Raw genomic sequence first — 17,794 nt, forward strand, 5'->3', positions numbered from 1 at the left:
ATCATAAATTCTTTTTTAATTTATTATTTATTATCATCTTCAAATCAATTATTTTAGAAATTTTGTTAAAACTTAATATTAGTGAAATAATAATAATTAACGAACTAAAAAAATATTGCAAAAAACCCTGTAAGAATATGACATTAAAAAAAATAATGATTACCAGTAGACTATAAGTTAGAATAGTTTTAAAAATTTCTCTATTGAAATTAAAATTTCCCAGCTTTTTTGTAATAATGTAAACCAAACCAAGTTTTACAACATGAGCAACTAGACATCCTACTCCTAAAGAAATAAATCCTAATGCGTCCCAGAAAAACCAGACAAATAAAAGATATATTATGGACCAGATACTTTCTGTATAAAGTGAGTACATCCCTTTATTTTTCACTAAAAACATTACACCCAATGCCCAAGAAATGATAGCAATAAATCCCGCTAACAGTTGATATTGTAAAACAGGGACTGCCAGCAGAAATGAAGAGCTGAACATAATTTTTATTACAAATTTCGCAAATGCTATTAAAAAAATGATTAATGGTGTTGCAATTACTAATGCCATATCAAGCTGCTCATTAATCAGTAAATTACTTTTGAGATTATCTTTTAAACTTTCAACGGCTGTTAAGCGGGGAAAGAAATCGGACAACATTGAACTTAAAATTATGTTAACGTAGGTGTTAGAAATTGTCCAAACCGCAACAAAACAGCCTACAGCATTAAGATCCAGCTTCTGAGCGATAATAGATCGAATTGCATACATTGTAATAGTTACAACCAATCCTGTCACTATTATATAAAATCCTAACCTTGCCATATTTAGGCCTTCCATATATGTTTGTTTCAAGGATATATTAGGTCTAATTATTTTTACCTTGTATGTAAACAAATATGAAATCAAGAGACTAATGACACTACTTATTATGATACCAGGTACAATCCCTTTAAGACCTAACCACCAATATAGCGGAATGGTAACAATCACGGACGCTCCAGCACTTAATACAGAAACCCGAGCCATCGTTCCAATCTGTCTTAGACCTTGCAGAAGAGCTATCTGACCGCTACTTATGCTTGATATTAACAATGTCACCGAAATTACAGCAATACTAATTACATATTTATCAGAATCAAACGCAAAATAGCTTAGAGGCAGGCTAAGAATTATAGTCATAAGCATTCCTAATAAACCTGTATATAGTGCCCAACGACGCAATACAGTGATGGTTCGTCCTATTTTAATCTGATCCTGAGTTGCGTTAGCTGCAGCAATATCTTTTACCCCACTAAAATTAATACCAAAACTTGTAGCTTGTCTTACAAGATCCACAGTATTTTGCAGTATTCCATTAATACCTATTCCGGCTGGACCTAGCAGAACTGCTATAAATTTGGTGCGTATAAGACCAATCAATATGACTATAATTTGAGAACCTCCAACAATACTAGTTGCCCTTAAAATGCCTTTGTGTGATGTTTTTTCTTCTTTCAATTATTTTATTTTATGAGAATTTTAAAAACCAATTTAAGATTTGAGATAAAAACAACTTTCAGCTTCCAAACCAAATTATTAGGATTTTTTTTACTGAAAAAATTTTTATTAAAGTTGAAGATGATACCTAATAATTCTTTCTTTTTTATTTTTCTAGGCACAAGCCCATGATGTGAGCAGATTGAGCGATCCATCATTATATTTTTGTACTCTAGTGTAGAGCCTAAGAGGAGAGAATTATAAATTTTGTTGATTATGACAGACTTGCTTTCTGTAGTTAAATTTAGCGAAGATATATGGTTTAAATAAATATTAAAAGTATTTATTATATTACTTGGCAGAAAATATATGTTTTCACCTTTATAGGTATGAGACACTGCAACAGCGCATTCATCTTTAGTTTCAGTATAGACAAGTGGCATGTTAATTCTTGCAGCATGCCCTGATAATACTACTTCTGCTTTCAGGAGCTCTGGCAAAAATGCAAAAGTACCGTAATCCTCTATAATTTTGTTAATAAGTGAATTTGATTTTAGTACACGATTTAATATAAAGATACCTGAGGGATGTTCGGAATTATATGCAAAAGATAAAATTGATTCAAATCCTTTTCCGTAAATTATATCATTTCCATAATCAGTAGAATTAAGAGAGCAATGACCTGCAACAATTTTAGTATTTTTTATTTTGTTAATAAAAACATTTAGGTGCTCAGCTGATATACTATCTTTATCTAAACATAACATTACATATTTACCGCTACCATAAGTTAATGACTTTAATATATTTGGCATTCCTCCGATATTTCTGTCATTACGTCTGTATACAAATCTTGTATCTGAAATTGCATTTAAAGCATTTTGAGTGTTATCTGAAGAACAGTTGTCAAGTACTACAACCTCAATATCCATTTCCTTATAGGTCAAAATAGACTTAACGAGGCCTACAGTTTTTTCAACTCTGTTATAAGTTGGTATACAAATACTGAGGATAACATCGTTTCTTTTATTCTTGGTTTCTGAAGAATCCATTATAATTCACAATTAAATTCATATGGTATTGTATCAGCGGGATCATATAATTTATCAGTGTAAGCCATTAAAGTAAATTCTGCGTTACCAGTATTGACAAAAGTATGTGCTACCATATTCGGCACATAAATGGTTTTCGGATCTAGTGCTGATAAACTTATTACTAATTCTTCTTTGGATTTTACATCAATGAGAAAAAGATTACAGCTTCCCGTTAACAAAAAAAACCATTCTGACGCATCAGCATGATAATGCCTTCCTTTAGACTGTCCCACAGATGCATTTGTAAAATAGATTTCTCCTGTAAAACCAGGTAGATTTTCTTCCGAACCATCTATCACTTTAAGAAACCAGCCTCTGCTGTCAGATATTAGTTTTCTTTGTGTTATTTTAATTTTATCTCTTAAAGACATTTATCATAAATTTTTAAAGAATCAAAAAATTGAGTATAATTTGCATCTGGAAGTATATTGTTGATTTTCTTTCCAGATAGCTGTAATTTCAGCATAGTTATATCACTTCTTTCAGCTTTACCAAATAAATCTTCCGTAACATTTAATCCATAGAATTTATATATTAGTTCTACAACCTGTCTTACAGAAAAAGTGTCAATACCTGGAATATTAATAATTCCATTTTCTCTTAGTTTTACTAAATCAAAAACTATTGCAGGAATATCCCCTACATAAAGATACTGACGAATTTGCACACCACTGGTAAAATTCATTAAATCCTTATTTTTTAGAGATTTTATGGTGTATGGAATGAGGCGGTGAGCTGATTCGTGTTCACCATAAATTGTAGGTAATATTAAATGTAGATGTCTGAATGTACTAGCTTTTTGACAAGAAACATATCTCGTTAACAAGCGCTTCGATACACAGTAATCATTTGGTACAGCTAACATTGATGTTACCACTTGCTCCTCCGTAAATAAATTTGATTCATTATTATTACCTATCTCAAAACATGACCCAAAAGTAACCAAAGTACCTGTAAAACTTTTTAAATCCAATTCCTTCGATAAATTGATTGGATGAAAAGTATTTATTTTATAAATATCTGACGAAGCGTCTTTTTGATTAGACTGTATTCCAGCACCTGCTGTGTAAAATATTATATCGCTATCTAAAATATCATCATAGCTAAAATCTTTTTCTAACAAGTCAACTTTATGAAATGTATGAAATTCGTAATCCTTGGGTTCAGATCGCCCAAAAGCTTTAACCGTATGGTTGTTTGCTTTGCAAAATTTTCCTACTTGAGTAGCTAAAAGCCCGTTTGTTCCAATGATAGATATATTCATTAGTTTAATTTATATTGGTTATTAGCTATTCAGGTATTCCCTGATAACATCAGCGATATAATCATAATGACTTTCATCTAATCCCGGCCACACTCCAAGCCAAAAAGATCGATTCATAATGATGTCTGTATTTTTAAGATCACCAACTACTCTGTGATTTACATTAGAATATGCAGGTTGACGCAGGAGGTTACCTGCAAATAACAGTCGAGTACCAATTTTGTTCTTTTCCAAATGTTGCACCAACATATGACGGTCTGTAGAGTCACCATCACGTAACGTCATTAAAAAACCAAACCATGAAGGATCACTATCAGCGGTAGGTTCTGGCAAAATAAATATCTCTTCAAATTCTTTCATCCTGTCATACAAAGCTGTGTAATTGTCTTTTCGCTTTTTAACAAAACGGTCAATTTTTCTTAACTGAGAAACACCCAAAGCTGCCTGCATATCAGTAACTTTCAAGTTAAAACCAATGTGTGAGTAAGTATATTTGTGATCATATCCATAAGGTAATGAGCCTAACTGTTGACTGAATCTACATCCACAAGTATCATCCTTTCCAGGTTCACAGTAACAATCACGTCCCCAGTCTCTAAAACTTTCTGCAATTTTTGAAAGAATTGGATTATTAATTACTACAGCACCACCTTCACCCATTGTAATATGATGTGCCGGATAGAATGAAAATGTTGATAAATCACCAAAGGTACCTGTTTTTTTGCCTTTATAAGTTGCACCAAGGGAATCACAATCATCCTCAATTACCCAAAGATTATATTTTTTTGCTACACGCATTACTTTGTCCAAATCAAAAGGATTTCCCAAAGAATGGGCGATCATTATTGCCTTTGTTTTGGGGCTTACAGCAGCTTCTATCATATCTGCCATAACATTGTGCGTAGCAATATCTACATCAATAAAAACGGGAACTGCTCCAAACTGAATAATTGGATTGACTGTGGTTGGAAAACCTGCAGCAACAGTAATTACTTCGTCACCAGGTTTAATTGCCTTTTCTCCTAATTTAGGTGAAGTTAATGTATAAAACGCTACCAAATTTGCAGATGATCCAGAATTTACAAGCAATGCTTTTCCAGCTCCAAAATATTTCGCAAATTCAGATTCAAATTCGTTTGCAAATCGTCCTGCAGTTAACCATCCGTCTGCAACTGATTCCATACAAAGAAGCAAATCGTCTTCCTCGATAATTTTCCCTGTAACTGGGATATAATCTTTTCCCGCTACTGGTGGTGAAAATGTTTTTAATTTGAAATCTAAATTCATGTTTTTATCTATTAAAAAAATTATAACTCTTGTTATTTATTGTTGAGAAAATTAATAATTTGACTTTCTGTAAATTCATTAATATTGTTCGGTTCATCTCTGAATTTTTTATACCAATCAACTGTAAAGGCAACGGTTTCAGCAGCTTTCATTTTTGGCATCCATTTTAATTCATCTGAAACTTTACTGATATCAAGTTTCAGAAGCCCAGCTTCGTGCACTTGATTTTTTTCATTTATAACCTGAAAAGTACCGTTGCCCCACGCTTCTATTGATAATTTTAGCATTTGTTCAACAGCCAAAGCATCTTCAGCAGATGGTCCAAAATTATAGGCTTGTGAATATTTTAAAGAATCTTCAAATAGTTTTGCACCAAGTAAAAGATATCCACTAATTGGCTCAAGTACATGTTGCCAAGGTCTTACTGAACTTGGGTTCCTAATTGTAATTGTATTATTAAGTAATAAAGCTTTTACAATATCGGGAATTAAACGGTCTTTTGACCAATCTCCTCCACCTATTACATTTCCTGCCCTACCTACAGCAATTCCTTTTTTATGATTTGCGTAATCTGCTGCATTGAAAAAAGAATTGCGATATGAGTCAATTACTAGTTCTGTACAAGCTTTGCTTGCACTATATGGATCATAACCTCCAAGTCGGTCATTCTCCCGATATGGATAAATCCATTCGTTATTATGATATACTTTATCAGTAGTTATCAAAACTACAGCGCATTTTTTACCAAGTACTTTTACAGCATCAAGCAAATATGCTGTACCTAATGCATTTACTTCAAAAGTTTCAGCTGGTATTTCATATGACAGTCTTACTAAAGGCTGCGCAGCTAAATGAAAAACAAAATCCGGCTCAAAATCTAAGAGTTCTTTCAAAAGCTTGTCTTTTTCCCGTAGATCAGCAATTACAGAGATACATATTTTTTCACCGTCAATCAAATTAAATAAATCATTTTCAGTTAATGGATCTAAAGCATAACCCTTAACTTCAGCCCCCAATAGAACTAAAGTCTTTAGCATCCAAGCTCCTTTAAAGCCGGTATGACCTGTAATGAAGACTTTCTTTCCCGAATAAATATTTTTCAGTTTCTCAAACATATTACCAAATTTTCCATTTTGCATTACCCGAACTCCACAGTTCCTCTAATTCAATTCTATCTCGCAAAGCGTCCATTGGTTTCCAAAAACCACTATGCTTATAGGCCGACAATTGACCGTCATCAGCAATCTCTATCAAAGGCTTTTTTTCCCACTGAATATCATCCATATCACCTTCTAGGTATTTAAATATCCCAGGCTCAAGAACAAAAAAACCACCGTTAATCCACATTCCGTCTCCCTGAGGTTTCTCAACAAAATAGTCTACATTGCCTGCATCATCCATTTCAATATTACCAAATCTTCCGGGAGTCTGAATGCTCGTCAAGGTTGCAAGCTTACCATGACTTTTATGAAACTCAACCAAATTTGTGATATTTACATCTGATACGCCATCACCATAAGTAAGCATGAAGGTTTCATCCTGAACGTATTTTTGAATTTTTTTTATTCGACCTGCTGTATTTGTAAGCAAACCCGTATCTACAAGAGTTACTTTAAAAGATTCAGAATTTGAAAAGTGTACATCAACTTTATTTTTTTCCAACTCTATAGTAACATCAGAATTATACAGATAATAATTAAGAAAATATTCTTTAATTGACTGCGCTTTGTAACCGAGACATAAAACAAAATCATTATAACCATAGGTCTCATAGATTTTCATAATATGCCATAGAATTGGTTTACCTCCAATTTCAACCATAGGCTTTGGACGTGCCTCAGTTTCTTCCATCAGCCTGGTCCCTAGGCCTCCAGCTAAAATAACTACTTTCATACTTTTTATATTTTTATTAAGACTTCGTTGTCTAACGGATGGGAACAGCATAGCAAAAATTCTGATTCTGATAAATCTGTTCTTTCCTTAGTGAGCCCAATCATTTTTATTTCTCCTGACTGTAAAACACCTTTGCAGGTACTGCAGTTACCTGTCTGACAGGAATATGGTAATTCCAGATTGGCATTCAGACAGGCTTCTAATATCGACTGACCCTTTACAACTTCAATCTGCGTAATCTTACCTTCAAAATCTAAGTTAACCGTTTGGGTATAAATATTTTCAAAATCTTTTGGATCTTTTACAATTTCAAAATCTTCTGAAAAAATGTAATCTTCATTTATATCTAAACTTTTCAGAGCTTTCTTTACAGATTCCTTGAGACCAAACGGGCCACAGATAAAATGCAGCTGGTCTTGTGCTGAAATGCCACCATTCATTATTGAAGCAACTTTTCTTTGATCAATTCTTCCTTCGATAACATTTGGGAAATTTTTATTGACTTCAAATTTTGTGTGAAAATACTTAACATGAAACCGGTTCGGAAATTGTTTTTTCAAATTTTCTATCGCATCAAGAAAAATTGTACTTTCAAAATTTCGATTACCGTACGTTAAATGTATATTCTGACTATCATTATTATACAATACAAATTTAGCTATAGAAATCAGTGGAGTAATGCCACTTCCAATTCCCCATAAAAATATATTATTCTGTGCCGGTTTTTCCCCCAATACAAAATCACCCATCGGAGGTAAAACTTCTATAGAATCGCCCACCTTTACTACATCAACAATGTGGTTTGAGACAATACCGTGAGGAACCCGCTTCACAGTAATTTCTATATGCTGATCAATCCCAAAACATGACGAAAATGAATATGGCCTTAGAAACCGTCTGCCATTAATTCTTACAATTAACGTAATATACTGTCCGGCAATGTACTTAATCTTTCTCAGTGCCGGTTGCTTAAAACATAATGTTACAGTATCTTCGGTTTCTCGTTTGATCTCTATAACTTTTAATGTATAAGTATGAGTCATTTTATTAATTATGAAATATATAACTGTGAATTTAGAAAATACTATAGAATCTGAAGATCATTTGCGACCATTTCTTTCACCATCGCTTCAAGATCATACTCAGGCTTCCAACCCAACTGATTTTTAGATTTCGATGGATCTCCGATCAGAAGATCAACTTCTGTAGGACGGTAATATTCAGGATCTACAGAAACTACTGTTTTCCCTATTTCTAATTGATATATCGGATTATTACAAGAAACGACTTTAGCTACTTCATTTTCATTTTCACCCTCAAATGACAATTCTATTCCTATCTCTCTGAAAGCCATTCTTACGAAGTCTCTTACTGAAGTTGTTACTCCTGTAGCAATAACGAAATCTTCCGGTTTTTCCTGCTGAAGAATTCTCCACATCGCCTCTACATAGTCTTTTGCATGCCCCCAATCACGTAACGCATTAAGATTTCCCAAATACAAACATTCCTGTTTTCCTTTGGCAATGGCGGCTGTAGCCATGGTAATCTTACGTGTTACGAAAGTTTCGCCTCTTCTTGGTGATTCATGATTAAATAATATTCCGTTACAGGCAAACATTCCGTAAGCTTCACGATAGTTTTTGGTAATCCAGAAACCGTAAATTTTGGCTGCTCCATAAGGAGAACGCGGGTAGAATGGAGAGTTTTCGTCATAAAAACCTTTCTCATTTTTATTATCCGGCAATCCGCCATATAATTCTGACGTAGAAGCCTGATAGATTCTTGTTTGCTTTTCTAAACCAAGAATTCGCACTGCTTCCAGTATTCTTAATGTTCCTATCCCATCTACGTTCGCAACGTATTCGGGTGAATCAAAAGATACTTTAACGTGAGACATTGCTCCCAAATTATAGATTTCATCAGGCTGCACTTCCTGAATGATTCTGATGATATTCATAGAATCTGTGAGATCACCATAGTGCAGTGTAAAATGTACATTCTGTTCATGCTGATCCTGATATAAATGATCGATTCTTTGGGTATTGAAAGAAGATGCTCTTCTTTTAATACCATGAACTTTATATCCTTTTTCTAACAGTAATTCTGCTAAATAGGAACCGTCCTGTCCGGTTACTCCGGTTATTAATGCTGTTTTCATCTATGTGATGTATTCTATGCAAAAGATAAATTAATAGTTATAAATTTTATACTAAAATCTATGACATTTTAACCTGTTTGAAATTATTAATATTCTCTAAAAACCATTCATAGGTTCTTGTGATTCCTTCTTCGAGACTAACCTGATGCTTCCATCCTAAATTGTGCATCTTTGTTACATCCATAAGTTTTCTCGGTGTACCATCCGGTTTTTCTGAATCCCAAATGATTTCGCCGCTATGTCCAACAACTTTCTGAATCATTTCTGCTAATTCCTTAATTGTTAGATCTAGGCCAGTACCTACATTATAAAGATGCTCCGGAAGAACATTTTCCAAAGCAAATATAACTGATGCTGCCATATCGTCCACAAATAAAAATTCTCTCATTGGCGTTCCGGAGCCCCATAAAGTAACGGGAATATTTCCATTTTCTTTCGCCTCATGAAACTTTCTGATCATGGCTGGTAAAACATGAGATGTATTCAGATCAAAATTATCGTGTGTTCCGTAAAGATTTGTAGGCATCATCGATACGTAATCTTTTCCGAACTGTTTCCTGATAGCCTCACAACTTTTAATCCCTGTGATTTTTGCCACAGCGTACCACTCATTCGTTGGCTCCAGTGAATCTGTTAACAGATAATCTTCCTTCAATGGCTGTGGAGCCAGTTTTGGGTAAATACATGATGACCCCAGAAAAATAAATTTTTCAACATCATTTTTAAGTGATGCATCAATCAAATTATTCTGAATCTGCATATTTTCCATCAAAAACTGGTATGGAAAAGAATTATTTGCCAGTATCCCTCCCACTTTTGCTGCAGCGTCAATAACGACATCCGGTTTATTTTTTTCAAAAAAAACGTTAACTGCCTGCTGATCTTTAAGATTCAACTCGCTGCTAGATAATCCGATTACATTACTGTAGCCTTTTTCAGCTAACTGTCTCATGATTGCTGAACCCACCATTCCCCGGTGACCCGCTACATATATTTTTGATTCTTTTGAAATCATATTTTTTCCTTTAATTACCTTAAAGTTGATTGATATTTCTCAAGCTGACTGTATATCTTCTTGACATCCTGAGATCTTTCTTTTTGTAAGACAAGAATAGCATCGGAAGTGTGTACAAAAATACAGTTTTTCATCCCCACAAAAGCGGTAAATATTTCTGTTCCTATTACCATGTTCCCATTCTCGTCTACAGCATGCCCTACAGATCTAAAATAATCATATAAAGATTCGAAAGATCCCAAGTCGTTCCATCTGAAATTGGCAGGAACTACTTTGATCTGCTTTGAGCGTTCCATCACAGCATAATCAATACTGATGGATGGAATCTGTCTGCAGGATTCTTCATCCAACAGATTGTTTACAGATTTTTCCCAAGCCTCAGAAGCTTTCTCGAAAACTTCAGGCTGATATTTTTTTAACTCGTCAAGCAGAACCCCTGCTTTAAAGCAGAACATCCCGGAATTCCAAAGAAAAGTTCCTTTATCTAAAAATTCCTGAGCAGTTTCTGTATTTGGTTTTTCTCTGAATGAAAGCACATCTTTCCCCTCAAATTCAATGTAACCGTAGCCTGTTTCTGGCTTTGAAGGAACAACTCCGAAAGTTACAACAAAATCCTTTTTGGCAAGCTCTACTGCTTCAAGCAAAGATTTCTCATAAGCCTCCTGGTTTTGGATCAGATGATCAGATGGCGTTATAATTAAAACATCATCTTTGTCAACTGCAAGAGCTGAAAAAGCAATTGCTGCTGCAGTATTTCTCGCAATGGTTTCAGTTACAAAAACTTTGGGAATATCAATATCTTTCAGCAATTCTCTGCTCCATTCGATGTGATCAGAATTACCCACAACCATTAACTCATCTACCACAGACTTGTTTCTTTGAGCAGTGAGTTCAAAAAGGGACTTTCCTTCAAAAATTTTAAGGAATTGCTTAGGATGGTTTTTTCTTGAAAGAGGCCAAAGTCTGCTTCCTACTCCACCGGATAAAATTACATTATATATTTTCATGCCCTGTTATAGTCGTCTTCTACACGTACAATATCATCTTCGCCAAAATAAGTTCCATATTGAACCTCTATAAAAACAACAGGTTCAGAGGTTTTATTCTCCATTCTATGATGTGCTCCTAAAGGAATTTGTGCAACCTCTCCTACAGTGTAGTCTTTAATTGAATCGTTGATTGTAATGGTTCCGGTACCAGAGACAATTGTCCAGACTTCTGCTCTGTGATGATGATACTGCAAAGAAAGTCTACCCCCTGGATAAACCAAAATTCTTTTGACCTTATGAGATTCCGCATCTTCTAAAACCCAGTATTCACCCCAGGGTCTAATATCGTGTTCTAACATTATTTCTTTTTGTTTTAATTTAGTTATATGAATTAAAAATCACTCTGTTATAGTCTTCTGTCTGCAAGTTCTCTTCTCAAAGAACCCTTCACATCGTAAATAATCCCTTTTTCAGAAAGATACTTTTTTAAATCTACATCTAAAAACTCTTTGTGTGAAACGGTGAGAACTATTGCATCATATTTTTCATTATCAGAAAGACTACTCAAAAGATTAAAACCATATTCATCATGAACTTCATTTTTATTGGCCCAAGGATCATAGGTGTCCACTTTTACTCCGTATTCTTCAAGATTATGTACAACGTCAATTGCTTTTGAATTACGAATATCTGGACAATCCTCTTTAAAAGTGATTCCTAAATTCAATATCTTAGCTCCGTTTATGGGTATATGTTTCTTAATCATCAGTTTGATGATTTGTGAAGCTACAAAGCCTCCCATAGAATCATTAAGTCTTCTGGCGCTTAAAATAAGTTCAGAATAATACCCAATTTCCTGCGCTTTCTGAGCAAGATAAAACGGATCAACACCTATACAGTGGCCGCCCACAAGACCTGGTTTAAACTTCAGGAAATTCCATTTGGTACCTGCAGCTTCCAGCACATCATGAGTATCAATATCCATTAAAGAGAATATTTTTGCCAACTCATTCATAAATGCGATATTAATATCACGCTGTGAATTTTCGATCACTTTTGATGCTTCCGCCACTTTTATAGTTGGAGCGAGATGCGTGCCTGCAGTAATAACAGATTTATACAGGTCATCAACAATATTCGCTGTTTCAGGAGTAGAGCCTGAAGTTACTTTTAATATTTTTTCTACCGTATGTTCTTTATCTCCGGGATTAATTCTTTCAGGTGAATATCCTGCAAAAAAATCTACATTAAATTTAAGTCCTGATACTTTTTCTAAAACCGGAACACATTCTTCTTCGGTTACACCAGGATAAACTGTTGACTCGTAGATTACAATATCATCTTTCTTCAAAACTTTTCCTACAGTTTCTGAAGATTTGTAAAGTGGAGTAAGATCTGGTCTGTTGTTTTTATCAACGGGCGTTGGCACTGTAACAATAAAGATATTGGCAGTTTCAATATCTGAAATATCAAAACTGCAGTACAACCCCAGATCATTGTTATACAGTGGATTTTCAGGTTTGAGAACATTTTTTAGCAGTTCTTCCCCTATTTCCAAAGTGGAATCTATTCCTGATTTAAGTTCGGTTACACGCTTTTCGTTAATATCGAAGCCAACTACAGAATATTTAGTAGCGAGCAGTCTGGCAAGTGGTAATCCAACATAGCCTAACCCGATGATGGCAATTTTATGATTTTTTCTCATTTGTTTGGAAAGATTCTTAAAAGAATCAAAGACTTTTAAGTGTATTATTTCTTAAACCATTTTCTCCATCCTTTCTCTTTCTGTACACCATATCCGTAGCCATATTTATAACCGTAGCCGTAGCCACTGTTTATTTTACTTACATCATTAAGCACAAAAGCAACGTTCTTTATCTTATTTTGCTCAACCTGTGCGTTTGCAAAGCTAATCAATTCTTTTTCTGTGTAGTTTGATCTGGTGACATACATTGTAATATCTGCCACATCAGCAATAAGGAATGAATCTGTAACCAGCATCAGAGGTGCTGTATCCAGAATAATATAGTCGTAGTCTGGTTTTAAAGATTCTACTAATTCTTCGTATCTTCCATTAGACAGCAATTCAGTAGGATTAGGGGTTATTGCACCTGAATAGATAACATCACAATAAGGATTAAATGTAGTTTGATGTATAATCTCTTCTTTCTTAATTGCCTGGTCATACATAAATTCTGAAAGCCCTATTAAACCTTTTCTTTTATCATTGTAGCGTTGAAGCTGTGGATTTCGGATATCTGATCCGATGATAATTACTTTTTTCCGGGGCGTTGCCAAGGTAAGTGCAAGATTAACTGAGGCAAAAGTTTTCCCTTCTCCCTTCACCGTTGAAGTCACAAATATTACATGACCTTTTTTATTTTTCGTCAACATGAAATTAAGATTAGTAATCAGAATTCTGAATGCCTCTGCAAGCGGAGACATATCATTCTGCATTACCAATTCCGGATCTCCTTTTGACAGAGAAGGAAGTTCGCCAATAACCGGTTTACCACCCGTCAGTTTTTCAAGATCATGTTTAGACTGTATTTTGTCATTAAATAACTCCAACAGGTAAATAATACCTACAGGTATTATAAGACCTACTAACAGAGCAATTAAATATACAACCTGTCTTTTTGGAGATACAGGCTGTGGCGATGTGAGTGCATCATCTACGATTCTGGCCTTAGGAGCAGCAATTGCAAGAGAAATTGCAGACTCTTCTCTTCTCTGAAGTAACAAAAGATACAATTCTTCTTTGATCGTCTGCTGTCTTTCGATACTTCTAAACAATTTTTCCTGAACAGGCACTCTGGAGATCCTGTTTGAAAGCCTGTTTTCTTCACCTAAATAAGTACTTCTCGCAATCTGCAATGCAGAACGGCTTTTGTTTAAACTTCCTGAGATTGCAGATCGCATACTTGTGATCTGTTTAGTGATATCCTGAACTACAGGGTTGAGTGTAGTAGAACTTTCTAACAATCTGCTTCTTTCTGATATCAACTGATTATAAACAGAGATATCTGATGCAGTATTTGCATCTTTTAAACCTACATTGAGAGGTAAAATCTGATAAGTACCCTGACTGTTGACATAATTAAGAAGACTGTTAACCAATTCAAGCTGGGATTCTGTTTCAAGCTGTTTCTGTCTTGTCTCGGCAGTTGACTGAAGTGACAGTTCTGCTTCTGCTTTAATATCTGTAATATTATTTTTCTGCTTAAAATCTTCTTTCTGATTTTCTACGCGTCCTAATTCTTCACCAATTAATTTTACTCTTCCGTCAATAAACTCTGCGGTTTTCTGTGCCTCAGAATTTTTGTCAATAATTGCTTCACGGTTATAATTTACTGCGAGACGGTTCAAAATATCTTCAGATTTTTCTGCTACAGGATAGTTCATTGAAATTTTAAGTACTGTAGCTTCCTCTTTCACAAGCTCCACATTCAATCTACCCAATAGATCACGCGTTCTGTCTATTGCTGAAGCAAAGGCAAGACGAAATCTTACTTCTTTTGCATTCTTTACATCATATTTAGGATTTTTCTGAAATATAATTACGCCAAAGGGCATCGTTACCGCTTTGTTGAAATCTGTTACAATATTTTTCTTAAATCCTTCAGACTCTATTATAATCTTATCCTTTTCTACTGTGGCAAAAACTTCCTTACCGGGATACTCACTTTTTGGTTTTTCGCTTACCACTCTTACAATAAAAGGAGCCATATCTTTGTAAAGCTCAATTTCCTTAATTTTGCCTTTCGAGTAGATATTGGTTTCAAGACCCAATTCTCTTACGACAGACATCATCAGTTTTTTAGACTTCAAGATTTCTATTTCGTTGTCTACAGAATTGGTACCCATACTTCCCACTGCACCAATCTCTGAGAGAATAGACATTTCGGGCTGGCCGGCAGCCGATTTATTAACCTCTTTTATCAATAAGGTCGTTTCGGTACTGTAAACTGTGCTGGAATATCTCAAATAGAACCACGCTGCCACAAAAGAAACAAATATTAAAATTACAAACCAATACCATCTGTAGATGTATGGCTTAATAATTTCACGCAAATTTATGGGCTCTTTTTCAGTTTGGTCCTGCAAATAATTTTGATCCACTAGATGTTTTAATTTTTTTATATATTAATTTTTTGTAAGTGCTAAAACTCCGATTACCAAAGATGCGATAACAGATGCCACTGAAATGTAAAGACCTGTATTCGGATCTACTCTTGCTGCTTTTTCTCTGTTGGCATTTGGCTGTACGTAGATGATGTCGTTCTGCTTCAGATAATAATACGGTGAGTTGATAAAACCGGATTTCGTAAGGTCTATTCTCTGTTTTGTGATCTGACCGTCTACATTTCTGATGACCAGAACATTGTTTCTGATACCATAAGGTGTAGTGTCTCCTGCCAGACTCAGTGCATTGAGAATATTAACATGACCGTCAGGAATTACATACATTCCCGGTCTTGCAACTTCACCAGTTACAGACACTTTAAAATTCACAAGCTTCACATCAACGATAGGATCTTTGATGTATTTGCTGAGCAAATCTGTAAGTTTTTCTCTGAAAGTTTCTATGTTTTCACCTCTGGTGTTTATTTTACCTAACTGCGGAAATATAATATTATAATCAGTATCTACAAAATAGGTAGGCCCGGAAACCGGTAACTGCTGAGGCAGACTGTTAGAATTGGGCGAACTGTACTGAGTAACTGTAGAAGATGATGAATAATTCTGATTAAATGGTTTTACCGCATCCAAATCACGGGCAGAAATATTTACAATAAGCTGATCACCGGGCTGAAGTGTACTACGACTGTTTTTTACTGCATTTTCCAGTGACATATTATCGATATCAGTCATATAATTGATCTCCTGTCTTGGAGTACAAGATGCAAGTATAAAACCTGTAAAGCCATAAAGGCAGAATTTTCTGAAATTCATTCTCTCTAAAATTTTCACAAAAATAGGATTATTATTTTTAAATTAAAATCTAAGCTTAAAATTAACTGTTAATATTATTTAACGGCATATATTCACGCCTGAGACTAACTGTTTTGATCAAGTCTAAATAGTCTGCAAAAGTACCTATAATTAATTCATAATTTACCATCAGGTATAAAAATCATATTCTTCTCATTTTGTTAAAAAATCACATACATCATCCAATATAATTTTGCTGCAGGAAATTTGATTCTTACCCAAAACCGGTGAGGAAAATACTACTGCCAACAGAAAAACTATACGCAGCGGTTCGAGAGTCAAGAAATAAGATTCAGAATTTAAGGTAAGGTTCGCAATGCAGGGGCGGAAGGTGAAACGTAGGCAAAATAGTATTTGTCAGTGTGGCTCAAAGGCGGGAAGACTATGCGCAGCGGGATGGTACCGTGCAGCGGAAGTCGGGAGAATGCGCATAGCTGAGATGCTTCTCCGCAAAAGACTTGTACTTATTGAGAAGACAATAAACCGAAAATTGCCTTTCGAATTTAATTTTGAATACCTATTTTATATTAAAGCGAGAGCAAATCATTAACTTATCTGCTCATTACGCTTTATAATGGCTATCTACAAAAGTACATTACTTTAATTGCAATGCATTAAGCCTCAAGTTTTTCTGCCACTTTTGATCAGCTGCAATTAAAAACTTAACATAATTAAAATGGGCTATTCAGTCGCATTATCTACGCTTTATCCTGCCTTTATCTATGCACTAAGAAAGGAGTAAGAATACAGTTTATTTTTGTATCAGTTGCTCCAATTTTGCCATCATATTATCTTTCTCCCTCAGCATTCTTTCGTACAATTCCGTTTTTTTTGTGTAGTTCCAAAACCTGATCTAGTGGATTAAATATAGGATTTATATTAGCTGTATAACCAAAAGCATTTGAATCATGGAATTTATCGGCAATTATATTAACCGCCTGTTCTTCATCCACGTATTCAGTAGCTTTAACGGGGTTGTTAGAATTTCAGAAATCTTTTCCAGAATATCTACCTCAACGATTTCTTTCTGTTCTAAAAAGAGAAATTTTCTTCTGATTCCAGTCTTCTCCCAAGTCGAAGACCAACGCTTCATGCTTGAGGCCCAACATTTCACGGAAACGCTTTATATTTATGCCCATATGTGCTTTTTTGCTGCAAGCGGGCATGGAATACCCTTTTCAACAATTCTGTACAGGAAATTGGGATTTCTTTATTTCCCGGACTGTGAACCATGCAGGGACAGATAATAAAAACAGGTTTGTCTACAGGCAGATTTTCCATTAGAGACTTTTCAGCTGCTTTTTTGACTTCCCGTAAGGAGTCTGAGGATTGGATACTGATGACTCCGTTAAAATGCCTTCCACAGCATCAGCCATAGCCCCTACTGAATTAAAATAGAAGAAATATTTCATTTCGGAACTCAAAAATTCATTGTAAAGGTCAATAAAGTCTACAGTACTGTAGTAAATACAAATATCTGTACATGTTATGAACCTGTAATACAACTTCGTTCGATAGGATTTGGGACTATGTGCGAAGATCTGCTTTATGAGATTCAGCCTTAGCTGAAAATGAAGTACGCCGGATTGCCTCCCTCTTTTTTTTACTTTTCAAACAATAATAGAGAA

16 protein-coding genes and 1 pseudogene are annotated in these 17,794 nt (G+C 34.8%); all 17 read right to left on the bottom strand.

The window, feature by feature from the left end; translation table 11 throughout:
- Window position 1 precedes the first annotated feature (1 nt).
- The 17 genes and pseudogenes from ASG21_RS15245 to ASG21_RS20690 all read right to left on the bottom strand — a co-directional run bounded on the left by ASG21_RS15245 (window position 2) and on the right by ASG21_RS20690 (window position 17,578).
- Window positions 2–1,492, bottom strand: coding sequence for an oligosaccharide flippase family protein (locus ASG21_RS15245; RefSeq protein ID WP_056082021.1), 1,491 nt, complete (start codon window positions 1,490–1,492; stop codon window positions 2–4).
- A 5-nt stretch (window positions 1,493–1,497) separates the two neighbouring features.
- Complete coding sequence (locus ASG21_RS15250) at window positions 1,498–2,523, bottom strand: glycosyltransferase (protein ID WP_056082024.1); 1,026 nt, start codon at window positions 2,521–2,523, stop codon at window positions 1,498–1,500.
- Window positions 2,523–2,936, bottom strand: coding sequence for a WxcM-like domain-containing protein (locus tag ASG21_RS15255; RefSeq protein WP_056082027.1), 414 nt, complete (start codon window positions 2,934–2,936; stop codon window positions 2,523–2,525). Before ASG21_RS15255 ends, ASG21_RS15250 begins: the two co-directional genes overlap by 1 nt.
- Entirely contained in the window at window positions 2,927–3,829 is a 903-nt protein-coding gene (locus ASG21_RS15260; protein WP_056082030.1) for an NAD(P)-dependent oxidoreductase, read from the bottom strand. Before ASG21_RS15260 ends, ASG21_RS15255 begins: the two co-directional genes overlap by 10 nt.
- Before the next feature lie 21 nt (window positions 3,830–3,850).
- Complete coding sequence (gene rfbH / locus ASG21_RS15265) at window positions 3,851–5,116, bottom strand: lipopolysaccharide biosynthesis protein RfbH (protein WP_056082033.1); 1,266 nt, start codon at window positions 5,114–5,116, stop codon at window positions 3,851–3,853.
- 32 nt (window positions 5,117–5,148) lie between these two features.
- On the bottom strand, window positions 5,149–6,231 hold the full coding sequence (gene rfbG / locus ASG21_RS15270) for a CDP-glucose 4,6-dehydratase (RefSeq protein ID WP_056082462.1): 1,083 nt from the start codon (window positions 6,229–6,231) through the stop codon (window positions 5,149–5,151).
- Between the two features lies 1 nt (window position 6,232).
- Window positions 6,233–7,009, bottom strand: coding sequence for a glucose-1-phosphate cytidylyltransferase (gene rfbF, locus ASG21_RS15275; protein ID WP_056082465.1), 777 nt, complete (start codon window positions 7,007–7,009; stop codon window positions 6,233–6,235).
- Between the two features lie 5 nt (window positions 7,010–7,014).
- Complete coding sequence (locus ASG21_RS15280) at window positions 7,015–8,052, bottom strand: ferredoxin--NADP reductase (RefSeq protein ID WP_056082036.1); 1,038 nt, start codon at window positions 8,050–8,052, stop codon at window positions 7,015–7,017.
- Between the two features lie 41 nt (window positions 8,053–8,093).
- Window positions 8,094–9,167, bottom strand: a complete 1,074-nt coding sequence (gene gmd / locus ASG21_RS15285; RefSeq protein WP_056082039.1) for a GDP-mannose 4,6-dehydratase — start codon at window positions 9,165–9,167, stop codon at window positions 8,094–8,096.
- Between the two features lie 58 nt (window positions 9,168–9,225).
- Window positions 9,226–10,179, bottom strand: coding sequence for a GDP-L-fucose synthase (locus ASG21_RS15290; RefSeq protein WP_056082470.1), 954 nt, complete (start codon window positions 10,177–10,179; stop codon window positions 9,226–9,228).
- Between the two features lie 17 nt (window positions 10,180–10,196).
- Window positions 10,197–11,189 carry a sugar phosphate nucleotidyltransferase gene (locus ASG21_RS15295; RefSeq protein ID WP_056082042.1) on the bottom strand — a complete coding sequence of 331 codons (993 nt, stop codon included), beginning with the start codon at window positions 11,187–11,189 and terminating at the stop codon, window positions 10,197–10,199.
- The gene (locus ASG21_RS15300) at window positions 11,186–11,530 is read right to left on the bottom strand and encodes a phosphomannose isomerase type II C-terminal cupin domain (RefSeq protein ID WP_056082045.1); all 345 of its coding nucleotides are present in this window, start codon (window positions 11,528–11,530) and stop codon (window positions 11,186–11,188) included. Before ASG21_RS15300 ends, ASG21_RS15295 begins: the two co-directional genes overlap by 4 nt.
- Window positions 11,531–11,577: 47 nt before the next feature.
- The gene (locus ASG21_RS15305; RefSeq protein WP_056082048.1) at window positions 11,578–12,876 is read right to left on the bottom strand and encodes a nucleotide sugar dehydrogenase; all 1,299 of its coding nucleotides are present in this window, start codon (window positions 12,874–12,876) and stop codon (window positions 11,578–11,580) included.
- A 44-nt stretch (window positions 12,877–12,920) separates the two neighbouring features.
- A complete protein-coding gene (locus ASG21_RS15310; protein WP_241773505.1) occupies window positions 12,921–15,278 on the bottom strand; it encodes a tyrosine-protein kinase in 2,358 nt (785 codons plus the stop codon).
- Between the two features lie 39 nt (window positions 15,279–15,317).
- On the bottom strand, window positions 15,318–16,127 hold the full coding sequence (locus ASG21_RS15315; protein WP_056082054.1) for a polysaccharide biosynthesis/export family protein: 810 nt from the start codon (window positions 16,125–16,127) through the stop codon (window positions 15,318–15,320).
- Between the two features lie 790 nt (window positions 16,128–16,917).
- Window positions 16,918–17,332: pseudogene (locus tag ASG21_RS15325) on the bottom strand (XRE family transcriptional regulator).
- Window positions 17,333–17,446: 114 nt separating this feature from the next.
- The gene (locus ASG21_RS20690) at window positions 17,447–17,578 is read right to left on the bottom strand and encodes a hypothetical protein (protein WP_277814180.1); all 132 of its coding nucleotides are present in this window, start codon (window positions 17,576–17,578) and stop codon (window positions 17,447–17,449) included.
- Between the last annotated feature and the right edge of the window lie 216 nt (window positions 17,579–17,794).

Source organism: Chryseobacterium sp. Leaf394 (genome assembly GCF_001424105.1).
GTDB lineage: Bacteria > Bacteroidota > Bacteroidia > Flavobacteriales > Weeksellaceae > Chryseobacterium.

What these genes read in the sequence shown, in the direction of transcription:
- ASG21_RS15250 (WP_056082024.1), bottom strand. Translation starts at nt 2,523, where the DNA reads ATGGATTCTTCAGAAACCAAGAATAAAAGAAACGATGTTATCCTCAGT.
- ASG21_RS15255 (WP_056082027.1), bottom strand. Translation starts at nt 2,936, where the DNA reads ATGTCTTTAAGAGATAAAATTAAAATAACACAAAGAAAACTAATATCT.
- ASG21_RS15260 (WP_056082030.1), bottom strand. Translation starts at nt 3,829, where the DNA reads ATGAATATATCTATCATTGGAACAAACGGGCTTTTAGCTACTCAAGTA.
- rfbH (WP_056082033.1), bottom strand. Translation starts at nt 5,116, where the DNA reads ATGAATTTAGATTTCAAATTAAAAACATTTTCACCACCAGTAGCGGGA.
- rfbG (WP_056082462.1), bottom strand. Translation starts at nt 6,231, where the DNA reads ATGTTTGAGAAACTGAAAAATATTTATTCGGGAAAGAAAGTCTTCATT.
- rfbF (WP_056082465.1), bottom strand. Translation starts at nt 7,009, where the DNA reads ATGAAAGTAGTTATTTTAGCTGGAGGCCTAGGGACCAGGCTGATGGAA.
- ASG21_RS15280 (WP_056082036.1), bottom strand. Translation starts at nt 8,052, where the DNA reads ATGACTCATACTTATACATTAAAAGTTATAGAGATCAAACGAGAAACC.
- gmd (WP_056082039.1), bottom strand. Translation starts at nt 9,167, where the DNA reads ATGAAAACAGCATTAATAACCGGAGTAACCGGACAGGACGGTTCCTAT.
- ASG21_RS15295 (WP_056082042.1), bottom strand. Translation starts at nt 11,189, where the DNA reads ATGAAAATATATAATGTAATTTTATCCGGTGGAGTAGGAAGCAGACTT.
- ASG21_RS15300 (WP_056082045.1), bottom strand. Translation starts at nt 11,530, where the DNA reads ATGTTAGAACACGATATTAGACCCTGGGGTGAATACTGGGTTTTAGAA.
- ASG21_RS15305 (WP_056082048.1), bottom strand. Translation starts at nt 12,876, where the DNA reads ATGAGAAAAAATCATAAAATTGCCATCATCGGGTTAGGCTATGTTGGA.
- ASG21_RS15315 (WP_056082054.1), bottom strand. Translation starts at nt 16,127, where the DNA reads ATGAATTTCAGAAAATTCTGCCTTTATGGCTTTACAGGTTTTATACTT.
- ASG21_RS20690 (WP_277814180.1), bottom strand. Translation starts at nt 17,578, where the DNA reads ATGAAATATTTCTTCTATTTTAATTCAGTAGGGGCTATGGCTGATGCT.